Origin of the sequence: uncultured Dialister sp. (genome assembly GCF_900541605.1) — a bacterium.
In the GTDB taxonomy this organism is placed as follows: domain Bacteria; phylum Bacillota; class Negativicutes; order Veillonellales; family Dialisteraceae; genus Dialister.
Map to the genome: position 1 here is coordinate 1 of NZ_UQKJ01000038.1, position 16,054 is coordinate 16,054.

Consider the following 16,054-nt stretch of genomic DNA (forward strand, 5'->3'; position numbering starts at 1 on the left):
AAGACGCCTTCCATTTGTGGCCCGGCGGTGGCGCCGTAGGCGACGGAGGTTAGCTGATGGAGGCGCCGCAGGCTGGCCCACCTCACGCCCCCGCTTTGGGAAGGCAGCAGCCTACCCAAAGCCACAACCCGGTCGGGCCAGCGAAGCGTTGCCCGACCCACCACCCTTAGCCCCATCCATACGAGTGGACCGCTACCCAACCACCAGCCCCACCAGCTCGACAAACTGAAATATCGCGCCTCTGTATGAGCAAAAAAAGAGGCCATCCTTTAAAAGACAGCGCTCTTTTTAAAAAAATTATTTCTTCATATCCGGTACCTTACTAAGGTTTTCATCAGAGAACCAGCGGTCATAGATCTTATCGTATTCCCCACTCTTCATGAGCTTATCCAGGGCATCGTTCACCTGGTCCCGAAGGCCTTCATCCTTCTTGCTGATCATCATGACAAATCCGCCGGAGCCATTGATAATGCCCGCCTGTTTCAGTTTGTCAGAAGCCCCGTGGGACAGGTAGAACCGGGCCACCGGCTTATCAAGAATCAGGGCATCAGCCTCGTTGTCCTCTACGGCTTTGATGAGCTGGTCATGATAATCGTATTCCTTGACCTCTGCCCCGTACTGTTTCGCCGTTTCTACGTAAACCGTTCCTTTTTCTACAGCTACTTTCTTCCCTTTCAGGTCCTCGGGACCCTTGATTTCATTGTCCCCTTTCCGGGAAAGGATGGATACGTTTTCCTTGCTGTAGTAAATATTGCTGAAATCAACCTTGTCTGCCCTGTCCTGGGTCATATCGACGGCTGCCACAGCGATGTCTGCTTTGTTCGAAACCAGGGCCGGCACCATTTCATTGAAAGGCATACTTTCATAAACCACCGATGCCCCAAGCTCTTTGGCCACGGCCTTCGTGATATCCACATCAAAACCAATGATTTTCCCTTCTGTATCCTTGTATACAAAGGGTGGATAGGTCGCAATGCAGGCCACCTTCAGTTCCTTCTTTGCCGGTGCACCGGAAGCAGCCGATTTTGCCGGAGCCCCCTTATCCGCTCCGCAGCCCGCGATCCCGGCCATGAGACCGGCAGCCAGTAAAAGTACACCCGATTTTTTCCATCCATTCATAGAAAACGCCTCCCTCTAAACAGCTGCTTTTGGTTCTCTTCATTATATAAGTAAAAAAAGTAATTCGCAATAAGGAAAGGCCAAATTGGCGGTTACATCGTAAAAGATTCAATAATGTATCCATTACAATTTATAAACTGATTCAACATCCCGGTTTTCCGTTCAAAAGCCGAATCGATGATAAATTGCTCCAGTATATCACTTTCATAACACTTGCCCCTGATTTTTCCTGTATTGCATTTTTCCTGCAATGCTGTATAATATGATTTGTGGCTCTGCAGTACTGATTTATGGCAGTCTCCGGGCCCCGTGCAATGAAATCCCATGAACCCGGTCAGGTCCGAGAGGAAGCAGCCGTAAGTGGCCCTTTTCATGTGACACGGTGCATCCTGGAGGCTGTCATAAATGAGGACTGCAAAGCTTTTTTTGTATCCTGTTCAATTCCTTCTATTGTATAATAGCAGGAGATGAACATAAGTCCCTGTGATAATACTGTCAAATGGCTGCGTATCCCAGTCTGACAGATGCTTTTTCTTGAATTAAGGGCTTGTCCTTGCAGGAGGTCGTTTATGGCGTATTTAGCATTATACAGGAAATGGCGTCCCCGTACCTTTTCAGAGGTCGTCGGGCAAAAGCATATTTCTATTCCCCTCCAGCGGGCCATTGAGCAGGACCGCCTGGCCCACGCCTATCTGTTTTCCGGCCCCCGAGGTACGGGAAAGACCAGTATGGCAAAGATTCTGGCCAAAGCAGTAAACTGCCTCCACCCCAATGGAGCCAATCCCTGTAATGAATGCCAGAGCTGCCGCGAAATCAATGAGGGCGCAAGTCTGGATGTCTATGAAATCGATGCCGCTTCGAACCGGGGCATTGAAGAAATCCGCGCGCTGAAAGAATCGGTACGCACGCTTCCCGCCGTGAGCCGGAAGAAAGTCTACATTATTGACGAAGTCCATATGCTGACCAAGGAAGCGTTCAATGCGCTTTTAAAGACACTGGAAGAGCCGCCGGCCCACGTATTATTTATCCTGGCCACTACAGAACCGGAAAAAATACCACTTACCATCCTCTCCCGATGCCAGCGTTATGAATTTCACCGCATCTCCGTAGCCGATATCAGGGACCACCTGTTGTATATTGCCAAAGAAAGCGGTCTTCCCCTGACGGAAGATGCTGCCGACCTTATCGCCGTACGAGCTGATGGCGGCCTTCGCGATGCCCTTTCCCTCCTGGACCAGTGTTCTTCTGCTTCTGAATCCAAAGTACTTGACGCCCGGGCAGTCTATGATCTTCTCGGTCTTACAGGAAAAGATCGGATTCTTGATTTATCACACCATATATTTAATGGGAAAAGCGGGGAAACCCTTTCCCTGTTTTACAGCATACTGCAGGACGGAAAAGAACCGGCCGCCGTTCTCCGGGATCTTCTGGAACATTTCCGGAACCTTATGATATGCAAAATCAATCCCAAAGCACCGGAGCTGACCCAGTACGGAAGCCAGGTAGAGACCCTCCGTTCCGATGCGTCCCGGCTTTCCGAGCCCTATCTGGATGCCCTGTTTGAAGCGCTCCACGCTGCATTAAGTGAAGCTAAAAGAAGCTCCTCTCCCCGTCTCAGCGCGGAGATGGGGCTTCTCCACCTCTGCCGCATCCGGGGATCCCAGTCACTGGATTCTCTGGCCGAACGGGTAACCCAGCTGGAAAAGGAGCTGGCATCGTTGAAAAAAGGCCGCATTTCCATGGCCCCTGCCCAGGCTCCCTCTGCATCCACCATTCCCGTGCCACCGGTCTTCCCGCAGCCCGTAAGCCAGCCGGTAATGAAACCGATGCCGCAGGTTCCCTCTCCCTCCTTCCCGGAGCAGAGGCCTCCCAAAACAGCAGGAACCCCGGCAGCAGGGCCTGAAAGCAGAAATTTCCCAAAAGCCCCACCGGTTTCAAAGCCTTCGCCCATTCCGGCTGCGCCTGATCCCCCGACCACTGCTCCCGGCGGTCCGTCTGTTCCTGCTCCTGCTGCTTCCAATGGTGCAGCGCTTATTAATCCGTCCACCTATGAAGACCTGTGGCAGAAGGTTCTGGGATATTTTATGTCCATCCGGCGCATCGATGTGTATACGTGCCTCAGAAAAAGCACTCTCATCTACTGTACCTATACCAGGGCCATCGTTTCAGCCCCCCAGCCATTCCTCGTTGCAGCGGGGAATAATAAATCCTACCAGAAGGTAGCGGCGGAGGCATTTAACAAAATTACAGGCCATCCCATTGAGATTCACACAGTACTGAAAGGGAGCGAAGAAGAGGCTTCCGCCTATACGCTTTTAAAAACAGCTGAGGCTGCCCCTTCACCGGTCACACCGCAACACCCGGATCCAATACCCCAAAAGGTGGAGCAGAACCCATACCGCCCGATCTCCAGGGAACAGATTTCAGATAAAGATAGAAGCGACCCGTCACTTAACGAAGCCTTGAAAATCATGGCGGACTGTGATATATATGAAAAGACTAATCAATAAGAGAGGAACATGCATCAGCCGGAAATCGGTAACTTACCGCCAGGGACCATGGCTTTCATGATTCCCCACTTTGTAAAAAATCCAGGAGGATTCTATTATGTTTGGAAATAAAGCACAGATGCAGAATATGTTGAAAAAGGCGCGCAAGATGCAGGAAGAACTGCAGAAAAAGCAGGAAGCCCTGAAAAAGCAGACCATCGATGTCTCCGTCGGCGGCGGCGCTGTAGCCCTTACTATGAACGGAGAAAAACAGATTGTCTCCCTGAAAATTGCAAAAGATGCCATTGACCCGGAAGATCCGGAAATGCTGGAAGACCTGATTACCACTGCCGTTAATGAAGCCGGTAAAAAAGCGGATGAAATGGTACAGAAGAGCATGAGCGAAGTTACCGGCGGCCTTGGCCTCCCCGGCGGAATGTTCTAATGAACAGGGAACTTGAACAGGTAGCCGAGCAGTTTCGCAAACTCCCGGGTATAGGCGTCAAAAGTGCCCGGCGCCTTGCCTATTTTATGCTGGAACGTCCACAGGAAGACGTAGATGCATTTCTGGCAGCCATAAAAAATGCCCGCAGCAAGGTCTGCTATTGCTCTATCTGCTGCAATCTTTCTACTTCAGACCCCTGTGAGATCTGCAGTGACGACAGGCGTGACCATTCTGTCATCTGCGTAGTGGAACAGCCCCAGGATGTAACAGCACTGGAACAGAGCCAGGAATATCACGGTCTCTATCATGTACTCCATGGTGCACTTTCCCCGCTGGATGGCATCGGACCGGAACAGCTGAAAATCAAAGAGCTTCTGAAACGGCTGGAAACAGATACGGTGAAAGAAGTCATCATTGCTACGGATCCCGATACCGAAGGTGAAGCGACCGCCTATTACCTGTCCCGGCTCATAAAACCTTCCGGCATCAAAGTTACCCGTATCGGACGGGGCATCCCGGCTGGAGGTGCTATCGGCTTTTCCGATGGAATGACTTTGGCCGGTGCCGTAGAGAACAGAAAGGAAATCTGAGTCTATGATCGAATCATTAGGTGCACTGGGGGGCTATGGCATTACCAGTGTCATTATCATCATTCTGGCTTTTTTCTTTTTCGCCCATTTCGTAAAGAAAATCATTGGGAATATCATTATGGGCGGCCTTCTGTTCTGGCTGCTCAATGCCATCGGCATCACCCATATGACCCTGACCACCATGCACGGTATCGTGGTCGCTTTATTTGGAGTTCCCGGTACTATCATTCTTGCCCTTCTCGACCTGGTTGGGTAAAAATAAAAAGCAGCACTGTGTCCATGCAGTGCTGCTTTTTTTATTGGGATGAAACGCCTCACAAGCGGGCCTTTCACGGAACACTTCCTATCTATTCCGTTTTCTCAGCCAGCTCATCCCACTTCCGGTAAAGGTCATCCAGTTTCTTCTTCGCTTCTTCATATTCCTGGGCAAGCGCGGAATAATTTTCCGGGTTCATACTCATTTGGACCGTATACATCTTCACCGTCGCTTCCAGCCGCCCGATTTCCATTTCCACATGGTTCAATTTGGAAATATCTGCCTGCGACGGTTCCTCTTTCTGCTGGTGCTGTTTCTCCGGAGGTTTCTCTTCTTTCTTTTCCTCTTCTACCGCAGCGGCCAGCCCATTCCTGTCCTTCTCGAATTCTTCGAGATCTTTTTTCTTTTCCCGGTAGTAGCTGTAATTTCCAAGGTATTCCGTCAGCTTTCCCTGATCCAGGTCAAGAATACGTCCCACTACCTTATCCAGGAAATACCGGTCATGGGAGACCACAAGACAGGTCCCTCCGAATGCCTTCAGTGCCTCTTCCATAATTTCCCGGGTGGGAATATCCAAATGGTTCGTCGGTTCATCAAGAATCAGGAAATTCGGCTTTTCCAGAAAAAGACACAGCAGTGACAGTCTTGCTTTCTCACCGCCGGAAAGCATGCCTACCGTTTTAAATACATCGTCTCCCCGAAAAAGGAACATGCCCAATATGTTTCTGGCTTCTTTTTCCCCGAAGTTAAATGTATCCCGCACCTCATCGAGCACGGTCAGATTGGGATGCAGCCGTTCCTGTTCCTGGGAATAGTAACCCATCTTTACATTATTTCCCAACTGCACAAAACCGCTGTCCGGTTTTTTCTCCCCTGTAATAATTTTAAGAAGCGTTGTCTTACCGGCTCCATTGGGGCCGATGAGCCCCACGGTTTCTCCTCTACGGATATGCATGGTCAGGTCTTTGAATAGGACCTGGTTCCCATAGGAGCCTTCTACCCGCAGCACATCGAGCACCTTATCTGCACATTCCTGGGGCGGATCAAAATGAAAACGCAGCGATGCCTGGTGCACCGGTTTTTCAAGACGCACGAGCCGATCCAGCTGAGACTGCCGGCCTCGGGCCTGCTTTGCTTTGATTCCGGCCTTATAGCGGCGTATATATTCTTCCGTTTCTTTGATGTGTTCCTGCTGTTTATCATAGGCCTTCTGATAGGCCCGGTCCTGGTTCTCCTTCGTTTCCATATACCGGGTATAACCGCCCCGGAATGAACGGATATGGTGATTTTCCAGGTCCAGAATACCGGTGGCAGCGGCATCCAGAAAATACCGGTCATGGGAAATCATAAGAATTCCCCCTTTATAGGACCGGAGATAATCCTCCAGCCATTCCAGCATGTTCATATCCAGGTGGTTTGTCGGTTCATCAAGGAGGAGAAAATCCGGATGCCGTACGAACGCTGCGGCCAGATTGATTCGTACCTTCTGCCCGCCGGAGAAGAAGCGAATATCCCTGTCCCAGTCTTCATCAGAAAAGCCAAGACCCGTCAGGATCTTTCTTGTCGTCGATTCATATTCATAGCCCCCAAGAAATTCAAACCGCTCTTCCGCTCTCCCGTATTCCCTGACCAGATTCTCATCACTTTTATTCGTTTCCAATTCCCTGGTCAGTCTTTCAATCTTGTCCTTATAGAAAAGTACATCTTTCCAGGCTTCTTCCATTTCTTCCCGGATGGTATGGCTGGTATAATTGAAATCCTGCCGAAGATAGCCGATGATAGCGCCATCACTGGCTTTCACGGATCCCTTATCATATTCTTCCGTACCTATAATGCACTTCAGCAGCGTCGTTTTGCCGGCTCCATTGGCCCCTACAAGGCCTATTCTCTCTCCGCTCCTCACATCAAATGATACATTTTCAAAAACAGTTTTTATTCCAAAGGATTTTGATAATCCGCTGATCTTTAAAGTTGCCATAATAATTCCTGTAACCTACAAACAATATATAATCTTCAAAAATAAGAACAATTTCGATGCCTCATCATGCGGAATGAAATCATCCGAAACAGGACGTCCTATTTCACGATGTCTGCTTTAATGATGATTACAATTTCTGACTCATCGGTGGTGGTACTGTGACTTTGGAACAGTTTCCCCAACAGTGGGATATCCCCCAGAATCGGTACTTTTCTCATGGTCTTTGCCTGTTCTTTATCTATGAGTCCACCGATGGTCAGCATATCTCCCGACCTCAGCCGAACCATGGTATTGGCGGAGCGGGTAATAATACGATATGCTTTCATTTCCGGCACCAGGTACGGTGTAGATACTTCAGCATGTACGTCAGCAGTAATCTCATTTCTTTGGCTGATAATGGGTGTATAGGTCAGCTTTATGCCGGCATCCTTATATTCTGTAGCCGTAGTCTTGACTCCATTTTCCATGTGTTCTACAACCACCGGAATGCGGCTGCCAATCAGAATTTCCGCTTTTCGTCCATTCATGGTGACCACATTCGGCCGTGCCAGTACCTTTGCCTTTCCCTGGGTCAAGAGGGCGTTGAGGCGGGCCTGGAAGAAAAAGGTATAGGGATGTCCTGTCAGTGACCGTCCATAGGAAATGCCGGCATATCCTTCAGGAACCGTTACATCCCATCCGTTTTTCTCAATGGACCGGACTTTGGGATTTCCGTTCTTGTCTGTCTTGATATCTCCATTTTCATCCAATACATAATGCTGTTCTGTCCAGCTGTCCCGGTCATAGGAAGCACTGCCGGTGAGACTTTTAAAATCCCAGTCAATTCCCAGCTCTTTGGCATAGCTCTTATTGACTGCCACCACTTCCGCTTCCACTTTGACCTGTTTTTCCGGTACGTCCAGTTCCCTGACAAGGCTTTCCGCCTGCATCAGTTCCTCTGGCGTACCACTGACGAGTACCGTATTGGCTGAAGGGCTGAATGTCACCTTTCCTCCGGCAGTTACATTTTTTAATCCCTCCGCCACTTCCCGGGCTTCTGCATAGGATAGCCTGAAGGCTCTGGCACTGATGCCTGCCTGTTTGGAAACCTTCCGATTAAAAACAATCATCGTATTTCCTTCTGTCCTTGCTGAGAGCCCACAGGACGCAAGGACGGTACGCATTGCCTCCTCCGGTGTAACATGGTCAAGACTGGCAGTCACCGTTTCCCCAAGATTGCCGGAAAATACCAGATTCCGCCCCGTCATTTCCGCCAAGGCCCGAAGAATTTCTTCCGCCGGTGCATCTTTTACGTGGAGACTGAAATTCCGATCTTCCGAAATCATTTTCTTTTCCCCTGCGTCCATTGGTTCTGCAGGAGATGGCAAAACCCCTGCTGCCAGCTCTTTTGCAACGGTTTCATGGACCGGAGAATCCATATCTATCTCACCGGAATCCCGGGACGCAGCAGAGGATGAACTGATAGAAACCCATGCAAAAAGGGCACAGCAAAAAGCTATGCCCCCCGTTTTCATTAATGTGTGCCAAGGAACAGTGTGCCGGAGGCAGAGGAAAGAACCACTGTTTTTTCCTGAATTTCGGAAACTGTCCATATACCTGCACGCTCCCCTTCTCTCACTACATTGGTACTGCCATTCACTTCCAGAATAGCCCGCCGGTCTCCTTTATAGGCCAGGATTCCTTTCAATAGGGGCTGTGAGTAATCAGCTTTGTCCATCCTTTGGCCGGAAACCTTCCTTTCCGGTTTACCTGCCGGAACATGGCCCGTATTTCCGGAAGGAAGAGAAATTTTTTCTTTTTCCCCTGCCGCCTGAATGGCCTCCATATGAAATGGATCTGCCAGAGGTCCACTTCGACGATGGAGGGCCGCATTATACTTCCGCTCTGCATCTCCGGAGCTTCCTTCATCAGGTACCTCACTCACTGTCACAGCGGAAGGGGTCCTCTCTTTTTCCGGAAGATTCTTCCGGGCAGTTCCTACACCATAAACGCCCCATATTGTGAGTGCCAGCACGGCTAGACCGGCTGCCGGTATCATCCATTTATGCAGAGGGGACATAGGAAGTGCCTCCTTCCTCCAGGCTCACGGAATATGTGGTTTACAGAAAGATTTCCTGCATCCAGACGCTGCTCCGGACTTGCAACGACTAATCCATAAGAAATTGGGGATTGCCAATATTTATTAGAATTTGAAATCCTTCGGCATAATCATGAAGCGGGTTTCTTTCTCAATGTCATCATATCGGATCCAGGCATAGAAGGAATGGAGATCCCTGTAATAGGTCCAGTAACGGTGATTCAGGATTCCATTGACCGTATCAATGGACCAGGCAAGGCTTACTGCATCCCGCGGCGTCACCTGCCACCGGAACCCCATATCCACCGGTTTTTCACTGCTGTAGGTATCATAATTATAAGGCGTATATCCTTTGATATCACGGTCTGTATAATAAGCCCAGCCAGCAAGTGGACCATATCCACCAGACAATCCCAGCGAATAATAGCCATTCCGCCGGATATTATGGCTATAGCCATAATAATCTTTTGCATATCCCGCTTTCCAGCTGAAATTCATAAATTTACCGATATGCCATGGGTCTCCTGAAATGTAGGCATCAAACCCCTTATATGACCCTTTAGTATTATTTTCAGACCAGTACCCAGCTTCACCAGAAGCTCCCACATAAAAGCGGGACTTCCCGATATAGAAATGGTTAGAATCAAACTCTAATGACGGCCGTTTCTTGACCCAGATACCGCCATCGTCATTGGTCGTACTTTCTTCTTCTGCATAATGCAGATTTAAGCTGCCCACAGGCGTACGGTACCGCAGCCCCACATCCGGCTTAAATCCTGATTTTGTATACCACTTATTTTTCATGTAAAACAAAAAGTCCGGATTTTTATCAATGGGAATAGCAATTTCATTATGGAGTCCCATACCGTTATCACTATCAAAAACAGGACGGGGAATCAGGGACCACAGGCTGATTTCACTGTCATCCCTGTTCAGGGACCCTGAATAACTGGATAAAGTAATCAGTGTGGTATTCTTGGCCATAAGCTTTACGTTATGGGCTGTATAGTGGTCATTGGGGTAAATATCAATGGATTCAGCCTCAATCCGATAATCCGGGACTTTAGCTACTGCGTGTTTTGTTGTAAAATATCCCTTTTCCACTACCAGTTTATTGGCATTTCGATCATATACGCCGCTGGCCCCCCTGAAATAGTAGGTACCCTCTTCCCAGCCGTCCATCTTTTCAAAGCGTCCTACCGATTTAGCTGCATCGTAGTCCGCCCGCTCCGCCTTCAGGCGGGTTGTCGGATTCACCCAGTGTACTTCACCGGGAATAACATATTTCTGGGCAATCGAATTCCCATAGAGATATTCGGTCTGGTAGGTATCCAGCATATGCTTGATAACCACTTTTCCCATAGCATCCACATCGCCGGTGGTATCATTGTAGCGCATACGATCTGCCGTCACATACATGGGGTTCTGGGGTGATATGCTGTTGTCAACCGGTTCCTTACTCTTATCCTTATCCGATTTTTTAGTAGTAGAAGCCTTTGGTGCCGGCCTGTTGTCCGCTTCCATTTCATAGGAATCTGCCGGCCGGGCTACCCCCTTGGCATCAAAAACCAGAGGGGCATCCACCGAGCCTGCGCTGTCTCCCGGATCCGGTGGAACCGCTTCTTCCGCCTGGGCCGGCAGGGCAAACAGGGCAACCAGCACAAGGGATATCAGTATTCTGATTTCATTTCTTTTCATTTAATTATTTCTCACAATCACCACAGAAGGCTCTTCCTCTGCTTTCGTGCTGCCCGCAGTGGAAGTTCCACTGGCTTCCCCTGTTTTATCCCGGACTGACTCCAGCTCTTGTTTTGCCTTTTCATTCATGGAATCTGTTTTTTTCTCCGGTTCTGCGGCTGTTTTTGCTGTTTCTTTCGCATCCGGCTTTACAGCATCTGATTTCTCTGCAGCCGTGTCTGCCGCTTCTTCTACGCCGGTCTTATTATCTTCTGCCGCCTGGCCAGCTGCCGCAGTCCGAGCAATATGTTTTCTCAGAACCGTATTCGGTGCACCATTGGTAAGAACAAGACCTTTGGTTGTCACTGCCTGCTGGGTCTCAATGTACAGAGTGCTGCCTGCAGGAAGGCTGACATCCTTACCTTTCACGAAAAAGCCGCCCACGAGCCCAATTGGACCCAAAGCCAGTGCACCAATCGTAGAAGCACCGACAGCCGCTGCCTCCATCTTCAGTTTTTCCTTGGCCTCCGGTCCGAGCACCGTAGGAATGACTTCATCGTCAACGGAAAATACCTGGTCAAAGGATACATCCAATGCTCCGCTCCTGCCAAAACTCTTCGGGCGGCTGACTTTCGTCACCACACCGCTTCCCTGGGAACCTTTGGGCAGGACCAGTACATCCCCTACGCTTACATCTTCCTGAACGGTGAAGGTCACGGGATCTCCCACCTGGTTTGTCTTGCTGCTGACATCATCATTCAGGGAAATCTTGAATACCGTATTGGCAGGGAGTTCCACGCTTTTCATTTCAAAATGCTGGTCACCGTAAACCGACTTTTCCAAATTGGCCATGCGCTGGTCCAGGGCGCCCTTTTTTTCTGCACCGTAGACCTTTGTTTCCAGATCCCCAATTCTGGTCTTCAAAGCATCCGTCTTTATCTCGTCAGTCAGATAATATTCCATGGCATTGACCTGAGTCGCCATGGATGGGGCCGCGTCATCATCATTTTTTACCACATCCGTATAAAGATTGGTAATTCGATTATCAAGGCCACTGGCAGAAGTATTCCCATTCCCATAAATCAGGTTGTCCGCATTATCAACCCGGTTGATTAGAGAACCGCTCTGGGCACTGCCATAAATCACTTCATCTACTCTATCAATACGGTCAGACAAAGTCGCCGGTTCTTCGGCAAAAGCCGGTGCCGTCAATAAAAGTGCAACTCCTGCTGCCAGTAATGCTTTTTTTAACATAAGCTCATCCCCCACTTATACACGTACATCAATCACTGCAGAAACACCGACACCCTGCACCCGGCTGAACGAAGAAGGATTGGTACTATCCATCGGAATTAATCCTTTAATCCGAAACAGTTTATCATTCCAACTGACTTCCAACTGTCCCACAGCCTTGACTTTTTCTACCTGGTCTGCGTCCCCAATCACCTGGGCAGCCCCGATATATCCATTATTTCCGATGCTGACAATAGGAACTACCTTTGTCGCATAATTGGTACCGGCGCCTTCTTTCATCATAACGGAGTTGATAGCACTGTTAATGGATTCTCCATATTTAGAAACCAGAAAACCGATGCCTCCCACTTTCACTACGCCGCCAAGAACACTTCCCAGATTAAAGGCACTTACATTCATTACAGCCCCTGTGCCCAGAAGAGATGCTGCCAGGACACAGACGGCCAGTCGTTTCAATTTCATCAGTGAATCCTCCTTAGACGAAAATCCATCTTATGAATCTTTATTCCAGACAAGTCAGCCTGAAAGGAATTAGAAAATCCCTATTATCACGCTTTCTGATTTTGCCTATAATTAACTTTATTATAAAGTAAAAGGCCCTGTGGTGCAAACACAAAGGCCACTGAAAGCCCAAGATGAGCGTTAAATCTAAAGTCCTTATCCAATTGCGGTTTGACGAGCTGTTGAAGAGGTGCTGATGGATAGAGTCATTCGTGCGAGGGCTGCTAGCCTCTAGCTTTCAGGAAAGCTCTACAGCCTGCGGCGCTTCCTTCAATTTCCATCAGCTAACCTCAGCCCTGTGGGCAGCTCCTTCCCAAGGAAGGAGCCTCGTGCAGAGTCATTTTCACGTTTTAGGGTTAGAGTCGTTAGGAATCCAACTGCGGCAGAGCCGCTGTCCGTCAGCCTCCTTCCTCGGGAAGGCGAGGTGTCCTGCAGAGGACCCTCGAGCCGGGCCCACATTGGCGTCTCTACTGCACAATAAGACGCCTTCCATTTGTGGCCCGGCGGTGGCGCCGTAGGCGACGGAGGTTAGCTATAGGAAGCGCCGCAGGCAAATCAGCCTTCCTGGCAGCTAGCTGCTAGTAGCTAGAAGCTCCATGCGAATGGCTCTACCCATCTGCGCGGTCCACCGGCTCGACAAACTGAAATTGGCAGGACTCTGTTTTACGCAATGAAAAACCTGCAGCGCTGGGAATAGGGGCTGCAGGTTTTTCCATTTACATTATTCATCCAAATTTTCCTTTTTTCTCCAGGTCAGGAATGTACTGATACCGGTCCAGATCAGAGCCAAAGCTACCATATACATGAAGAGCAGCCCTGCTGCATCAGGGCGAAGAACGAGAATAATACCGAGGATAATCTGGATAATGGCGGCGCCCATGTAGAGATCTGGGCTCTTCAGGGCTGCTTTCTTCTTCGTCCGAAGGATAACCATGAACAGGCCACGGATGAGGATGTAGAGGGCAAAAAGCAGGGGCAGCAGGTAAGCTACTGCTGCAAAACCAACAGATACGACCATCCAGAGACCAAAAGCAATATCAAGAATAGAAATGAGAAGGTGCCAGAGCGACCGTTCTTCCGACTCGGATTTGAAAAAGCGAAGAAGCTGGCATACGCCGCCTAAAACGATGACAAATCCGATGTAATAGCCAACAGCCAAAAGAGATTCGGCGGGTTGTACGATACAGAAAATACCGGCCCCGATAAAAAGAATACTGCCGATTAACAATAGTGCCGATGAAAGCATAACAATCGCTCCTTTTTGTATTTTTACACTCTGCTAATCTTCTATTTATCTCCTACCTTTATTATAGTCCTTTTCTGTAGAGAATGCCACATGACAAGCCGGAACCAGGGAAAATTGCCAATTTCAGTTTGTCGAGCTGTTAGGGCGATGCTTACGGATAGAGGCATTCGTGCGGGGGCTACTAGCAGCTAGCTGCTAGTAGCTAGAAGCTCCATGCGAATGGCTCTACCCATCTGCGCCGAACACAACAGTTCGATAAATCGCAATTTGATGTGCTGTCTGCAGCTATTGACGTTCTTTTTCCCCATCATTTGAATCCCCTTTCCCTCTCCTGTACAATAAAGGAAGATATTATATTCCATATAGAAAGGAGAACACCTATGTCTATGTATGTCGGCGTGGATCTGGTGAAGATAGAAAGGTGGCAGCGGATCCTGGATAAGTTTCCGGCTCGGGCGGAGAAGATTTTCACCGCCGAGGAGATTGCCCATTGCGAGAAGAAAGGAAAGAAGCGGGCTGAGTCCTATGCGGCCCTCTGGGGTGCCCGGGAGGCGACGGGGAAGGCTCTGGGTATTGGGATTTTCGGCTCCGCCTGGCAGGATGCCTTTGTGACCTGGACGAAGTGGGGCGCCCCCATTCTCCATATCCAGGGCACCTTCCAAAAGAGGGCGGAGGAACTGGGCATCCGGGATATGTCCATTTCTATTTCCCATGAAGACAATATGGCCATAGCCGTGGTGGTCATGGCAGGAGGCAGTGATGATACTCACAAAGACTGAAGAATCAAGACTTCTGGATTCCATGGCCATGAAGGACTATGGCATCCCGGAAATGGTGCTCATGGAGAACGCCGGAAGCGCCATTGTGCGTCTTACGGAAGACAGGGTCCACTGGGACGGTGCCTTTACGGTCGTCGTCTGCGGCACCGGCAATAACGGGGGCGACGGATTCGTGGCCGCCCGGTATGCGGCGGGAAAGGGTGCCCGGGTGATGGTGCTCCTCATGGGCAATGAGGCCCATATGAGCGATGCCTCTACCTTATATAAACTGGTTGTGGAAAAAATGGGAATTCCCGTGATTTCCATCCGTACCGCGGAAGAGGGGGCGCCCTATATCCATGATGCCGATATCATCGTGGATGCCTTGATCGGCACCGGCCTTTCCAGCGAAGTGAAGGGAGAAAAGGCGGTGCTCATTTCTCTCATGAACGAAGCCCAGGGCATTATCATTTCCGCCGATGTGCCCAGCGGCATGATCACGGACACCGGGAAACCGGCAGGGGTAGTGGTGGATGCGGACTACACGGTGGCCCTGGGATCTATCAAACGGGGCCACGTGCTTTATCCCGGCTCTTCCTATACAGGCGGGCTCCTCTATTCGCCCATCGGCATTCCGGAGGAGGCCCGGGTGGATTTCCCGGTGCGCCTGGTGGAAAGGGAAGATATCTTTAATGTTCTCCCCGTGAGAAATCGGGTGAGCCATAAGGGCAAGAACGGGTTCATCGGCATCTTTGCAGGCTCCGACGGCATGGAAGGGGCGGCACTCCTGGCAGGCCAGGGGGCTCTCTATGCAGGCGGCGGCAAGGTGGCCGTGGTGACCACGAAGAAAGCGGCGTCCCTGCTGGCAGGGAAAATCCCGGAGCTCATGGTTTCTTCCATCGGTGAGGGCCCCTGTTTCTCTGAAAAGGACTGCGGCGCAGCACTGGAAAAGGCGAAGGCCTACGACGTCATCGCCATCGGTCCGGGACTGGGCCGGGCGGAGGAAACGCAGAAGTTCGTGAAACGACTGGTCATGGGCTGGGATAAGACCATCCTCATCGACGCCGACGGCCTCTATGCCCTGAAGGAGCAGCAGGTGGACCTCACGAAATGCCCGGGCCGCCTCATCCTGACGCCCCATGTCGGTGAATTTGCCCATCTCACAGGCCTTTCTCCGGCGGAGGTGGAAAAAGAACGGATTGACGGCGCCATCCGGTTCGCCGTGGAAAACCATGTGGTCCTGGTGCTGAAGGGAGCGCCTACGGTGACCGCCATGCCCGATGGGAGGGCCTGGGTGAATACCACCGGCAATCCCGGCATGGCCACCGGCGGCATGGGGGATACCCTCACCGGCATCATCACGGCCCTGGCAGGACAGGGCATGAACGGTTCCTGCGCCGCCATGGCCGGCGTCTACCTCCACGGCCTGGCAGGAGACCTGGCGGCGGAAAAAGCTTCCGTAGGCTACCGGGCCAGTGACCTGGCAAGGCTGGTACCCCTGGCCCGGGAACGGGTGATGGAAGGAAAGTAGTGTTGGGGGCGATATTTCAGTATATCGAGCCGTTGGTATTCGGTGTTGACGGATAGAGTCACTCGCATGGGGCTGTTAGCTTCTATAGTGAACGACAAAAATAACTTTATTTAAAGCTGCACAGGGTTCGAAG

At 50.3% G+C, this 16,054-nt stretch carries 14 protein-coding genes and 1 other RNA gene; 7 read left to right on the forward strand and 8 right to left on the reverse strand.

Annotated features, from left to right (window positions below):
* Window positions 1-297: 297 nt before the first annotated feature.
* Window positions 298-1,119: an ABC transporter substrate-binding protein gene (locus tag QZR21_RS04105; RefSeq protein ID WP_296097549.1), complete on the reverse strand. Its 822-nt coding sequence runs from the start codon at window positions 1,117-1,119 to the stop codon at window positions 298-300.
* Window positions 1,120-1,417: 298 nt separating this feature from the next.
* On the opposite strand from QZR21_RS04105, the gene ffs reads away from it, so the two are divergent.
* The 5 genes from ffs to QZR21_RS04130 all read left to right on the forward strand — a co-directional run bounded on the left by ffs (window position 1,418) and on the right by QZR21_RS04130 (window position 4,899).
* An RNA gene (gene ffs / locus QZR21_RS04110) (signal recognition particle sRNA small type) lies at window positions 1,418-1,517 on the forward strand.
* A gap of 171 nt (window positions 1,518-1,688) precedes the next feature.
* Complete coding sequence (gene dnaX, locus QZR21_RS04115; protein WP_296097550.1) at window positions 1,689-3,629, forward strand: DNA polymerase III subunit gamma/tau; 1,941 nt, start codon at window positions 1,689-1,691, stop codon at window positions 3,627-3,629.
* 97 nt (window positions 3,630-3,726) lie between these two features.
* Window positions 3,727-4,053 (forward strand): YbaB/EbfC family nucleoid-associated protein, encoded by a 327-nt coding sequence (locus QZR21_RS04120; protein ID WP_296097551.1) that lies wholly within the window; start codon window positions 3,727-3,729, stop codon window positions 4,051-4,053.
* Window positions 4,053-4,643, forward strand: a complete 591-nt coding sequence (recR, locus tag QZR21_RS04125) for a recombination mediator RecR (protein ID WP_296097552.1) — start codon at window positions 4,053-4,055, stop codon at window positions 4,641-4,643. The genes QZR21_RS04120 and recR overlap by 1 nt, the downstream gene beginning before the upstream one ends.
* Before the next feature lie 4 nt (window positions 4,644-4,647).
* A complete protein-coding gene (locus QZR21_RS04130; RefSeq protein WP_296097553.1) occupies window positions 4,648-4,899 on the forward strand; it encodes an ABC transporter permease in 252 nt (83 codons plus the stop codon).
* Between the two features lie 91 nt (window positions 4,900-4,990).
* Here QZR21_RS04130 and abc-f read toward each other — a convergent pair whose 3' ends face one another.
* The 7 genes from abc-f to QZR21_RS04165 all read right to left on the reverse strand — a co-directional run bounded on the left by abc-f (window position 4,991) and on the right by QZR21_RS04165 (window position 13,632).
* Window positions 4,991-6,877, reverse strand: a complete 1,887-nt coding sequence (gene abc-f, locus QZR21_RS04135) for a ribosomal protection-like ABC-F family protein (RefSeq protein WP_296097554.1) — start codon at window positions 6,875-6,877, stop codon at window positions 4,991-4,993.
* Window positions 6,878-6,975: 98 nt separating this feature from the next.
* On the reverse strand, window positions 6,976-8,295 hold the full coding sequence (locus QZR21_RS04140) for a secretin N-terminal domain-containing protein (RefSeq protein WP_296097555.1): 1,320 nt from the start codon (window positions 8,293-8,295) through the stop codon (window positions 6,976-6,978).
* A 95-nt stretch (window positions 8,296-8,390) separates the two neighbouring features.
* Window positions 8,391-8,936, reverse strand: coding sequence for a hypothetical protein (locus QZR21_RS04145; RefSeq protein ID WP_296097556.1), 546 nt, complete (start codon window positions 8,934-8,936; stop codon window positions 8,391-8,393).
* 123 nt (window positions 8,937-9,059) lie between these two features.
* Window positions 9,060-10,652, reverse strand: coding sequence for a hypothetical protein (locus tag QZR21_RS04150; protein ID WP_296097557.1), 1,593 nt, complete (start codon window positions 10,650-10,652; stop codon window positions 9,060-9,062).
* Window positions 10,653-11,885, reverse strand: a complete 1,233-nt coding sequence (locus QZR21_RS04155) for a hypothetical protein (RefSeq protein WP_296097558.1) — start codon at window positions 11,883-11,885, stop codon at window positions 10,653-10,655. It lies immediately after the preceding gene.
* 15 nt (window positions 11,886-11,900) lie between these two features.
* Window positions 11,901-12,347: a hypothetical protein gene (locus QZR21_RS04160; protein ID WP_296097559.1), complete on the reverse strand. Its 447-nt coding sequence runs from the start codon at window positions 12,345-12,347 to the stop codon at window positions 11,901-11,903.
* 760 nt (window positions 12,348-13,107) lie between these two features.
* Window positions 13,108-13,632 carry an HdeD family acid-resistance protein gene (locus tag QZR21_RS04165; protein WP_296099283.1) on the reverse strand — a complete coding sequence of 175 codons (525 nt, stop codon included), beginning with the start codon at window positions 13,630-13,632 and terminating at the stop codon, window positions 13,108-13,110.
* Between the two features lie 380 nt (window positions 13,633-14,012).
* On the opposite strand from QZR21_RS04165, the gene acpS reads away from it, so the two are divergent.
* Window positions 14,013-14,411, forward strand: coding sequence for a holo-ACP synthase (gene acpS, locus QZR21_RS04170; RefSeq protein WP_296099278.1), 399 nt, complete (start codon window positions 14,013-14,015; stop codon window positions 14,409-14,411).
* A complete protein-coding gene (locus QZR21_RS04175; RefSeq protein ID WP_296099275.1) occupies window positions 14,392-15,921 on the forward strand; it encodes an NAD(P)H-hydrate dehydratase in 1,530 nt (509 codons plus the stop codon). The genes acpS and QZR21_RS04175 overlap by 20 nt, the downstream gene beginning before the upstream one ends.
* Window positions 15,922-16,054: the final 133 nt, after the last annotated feature.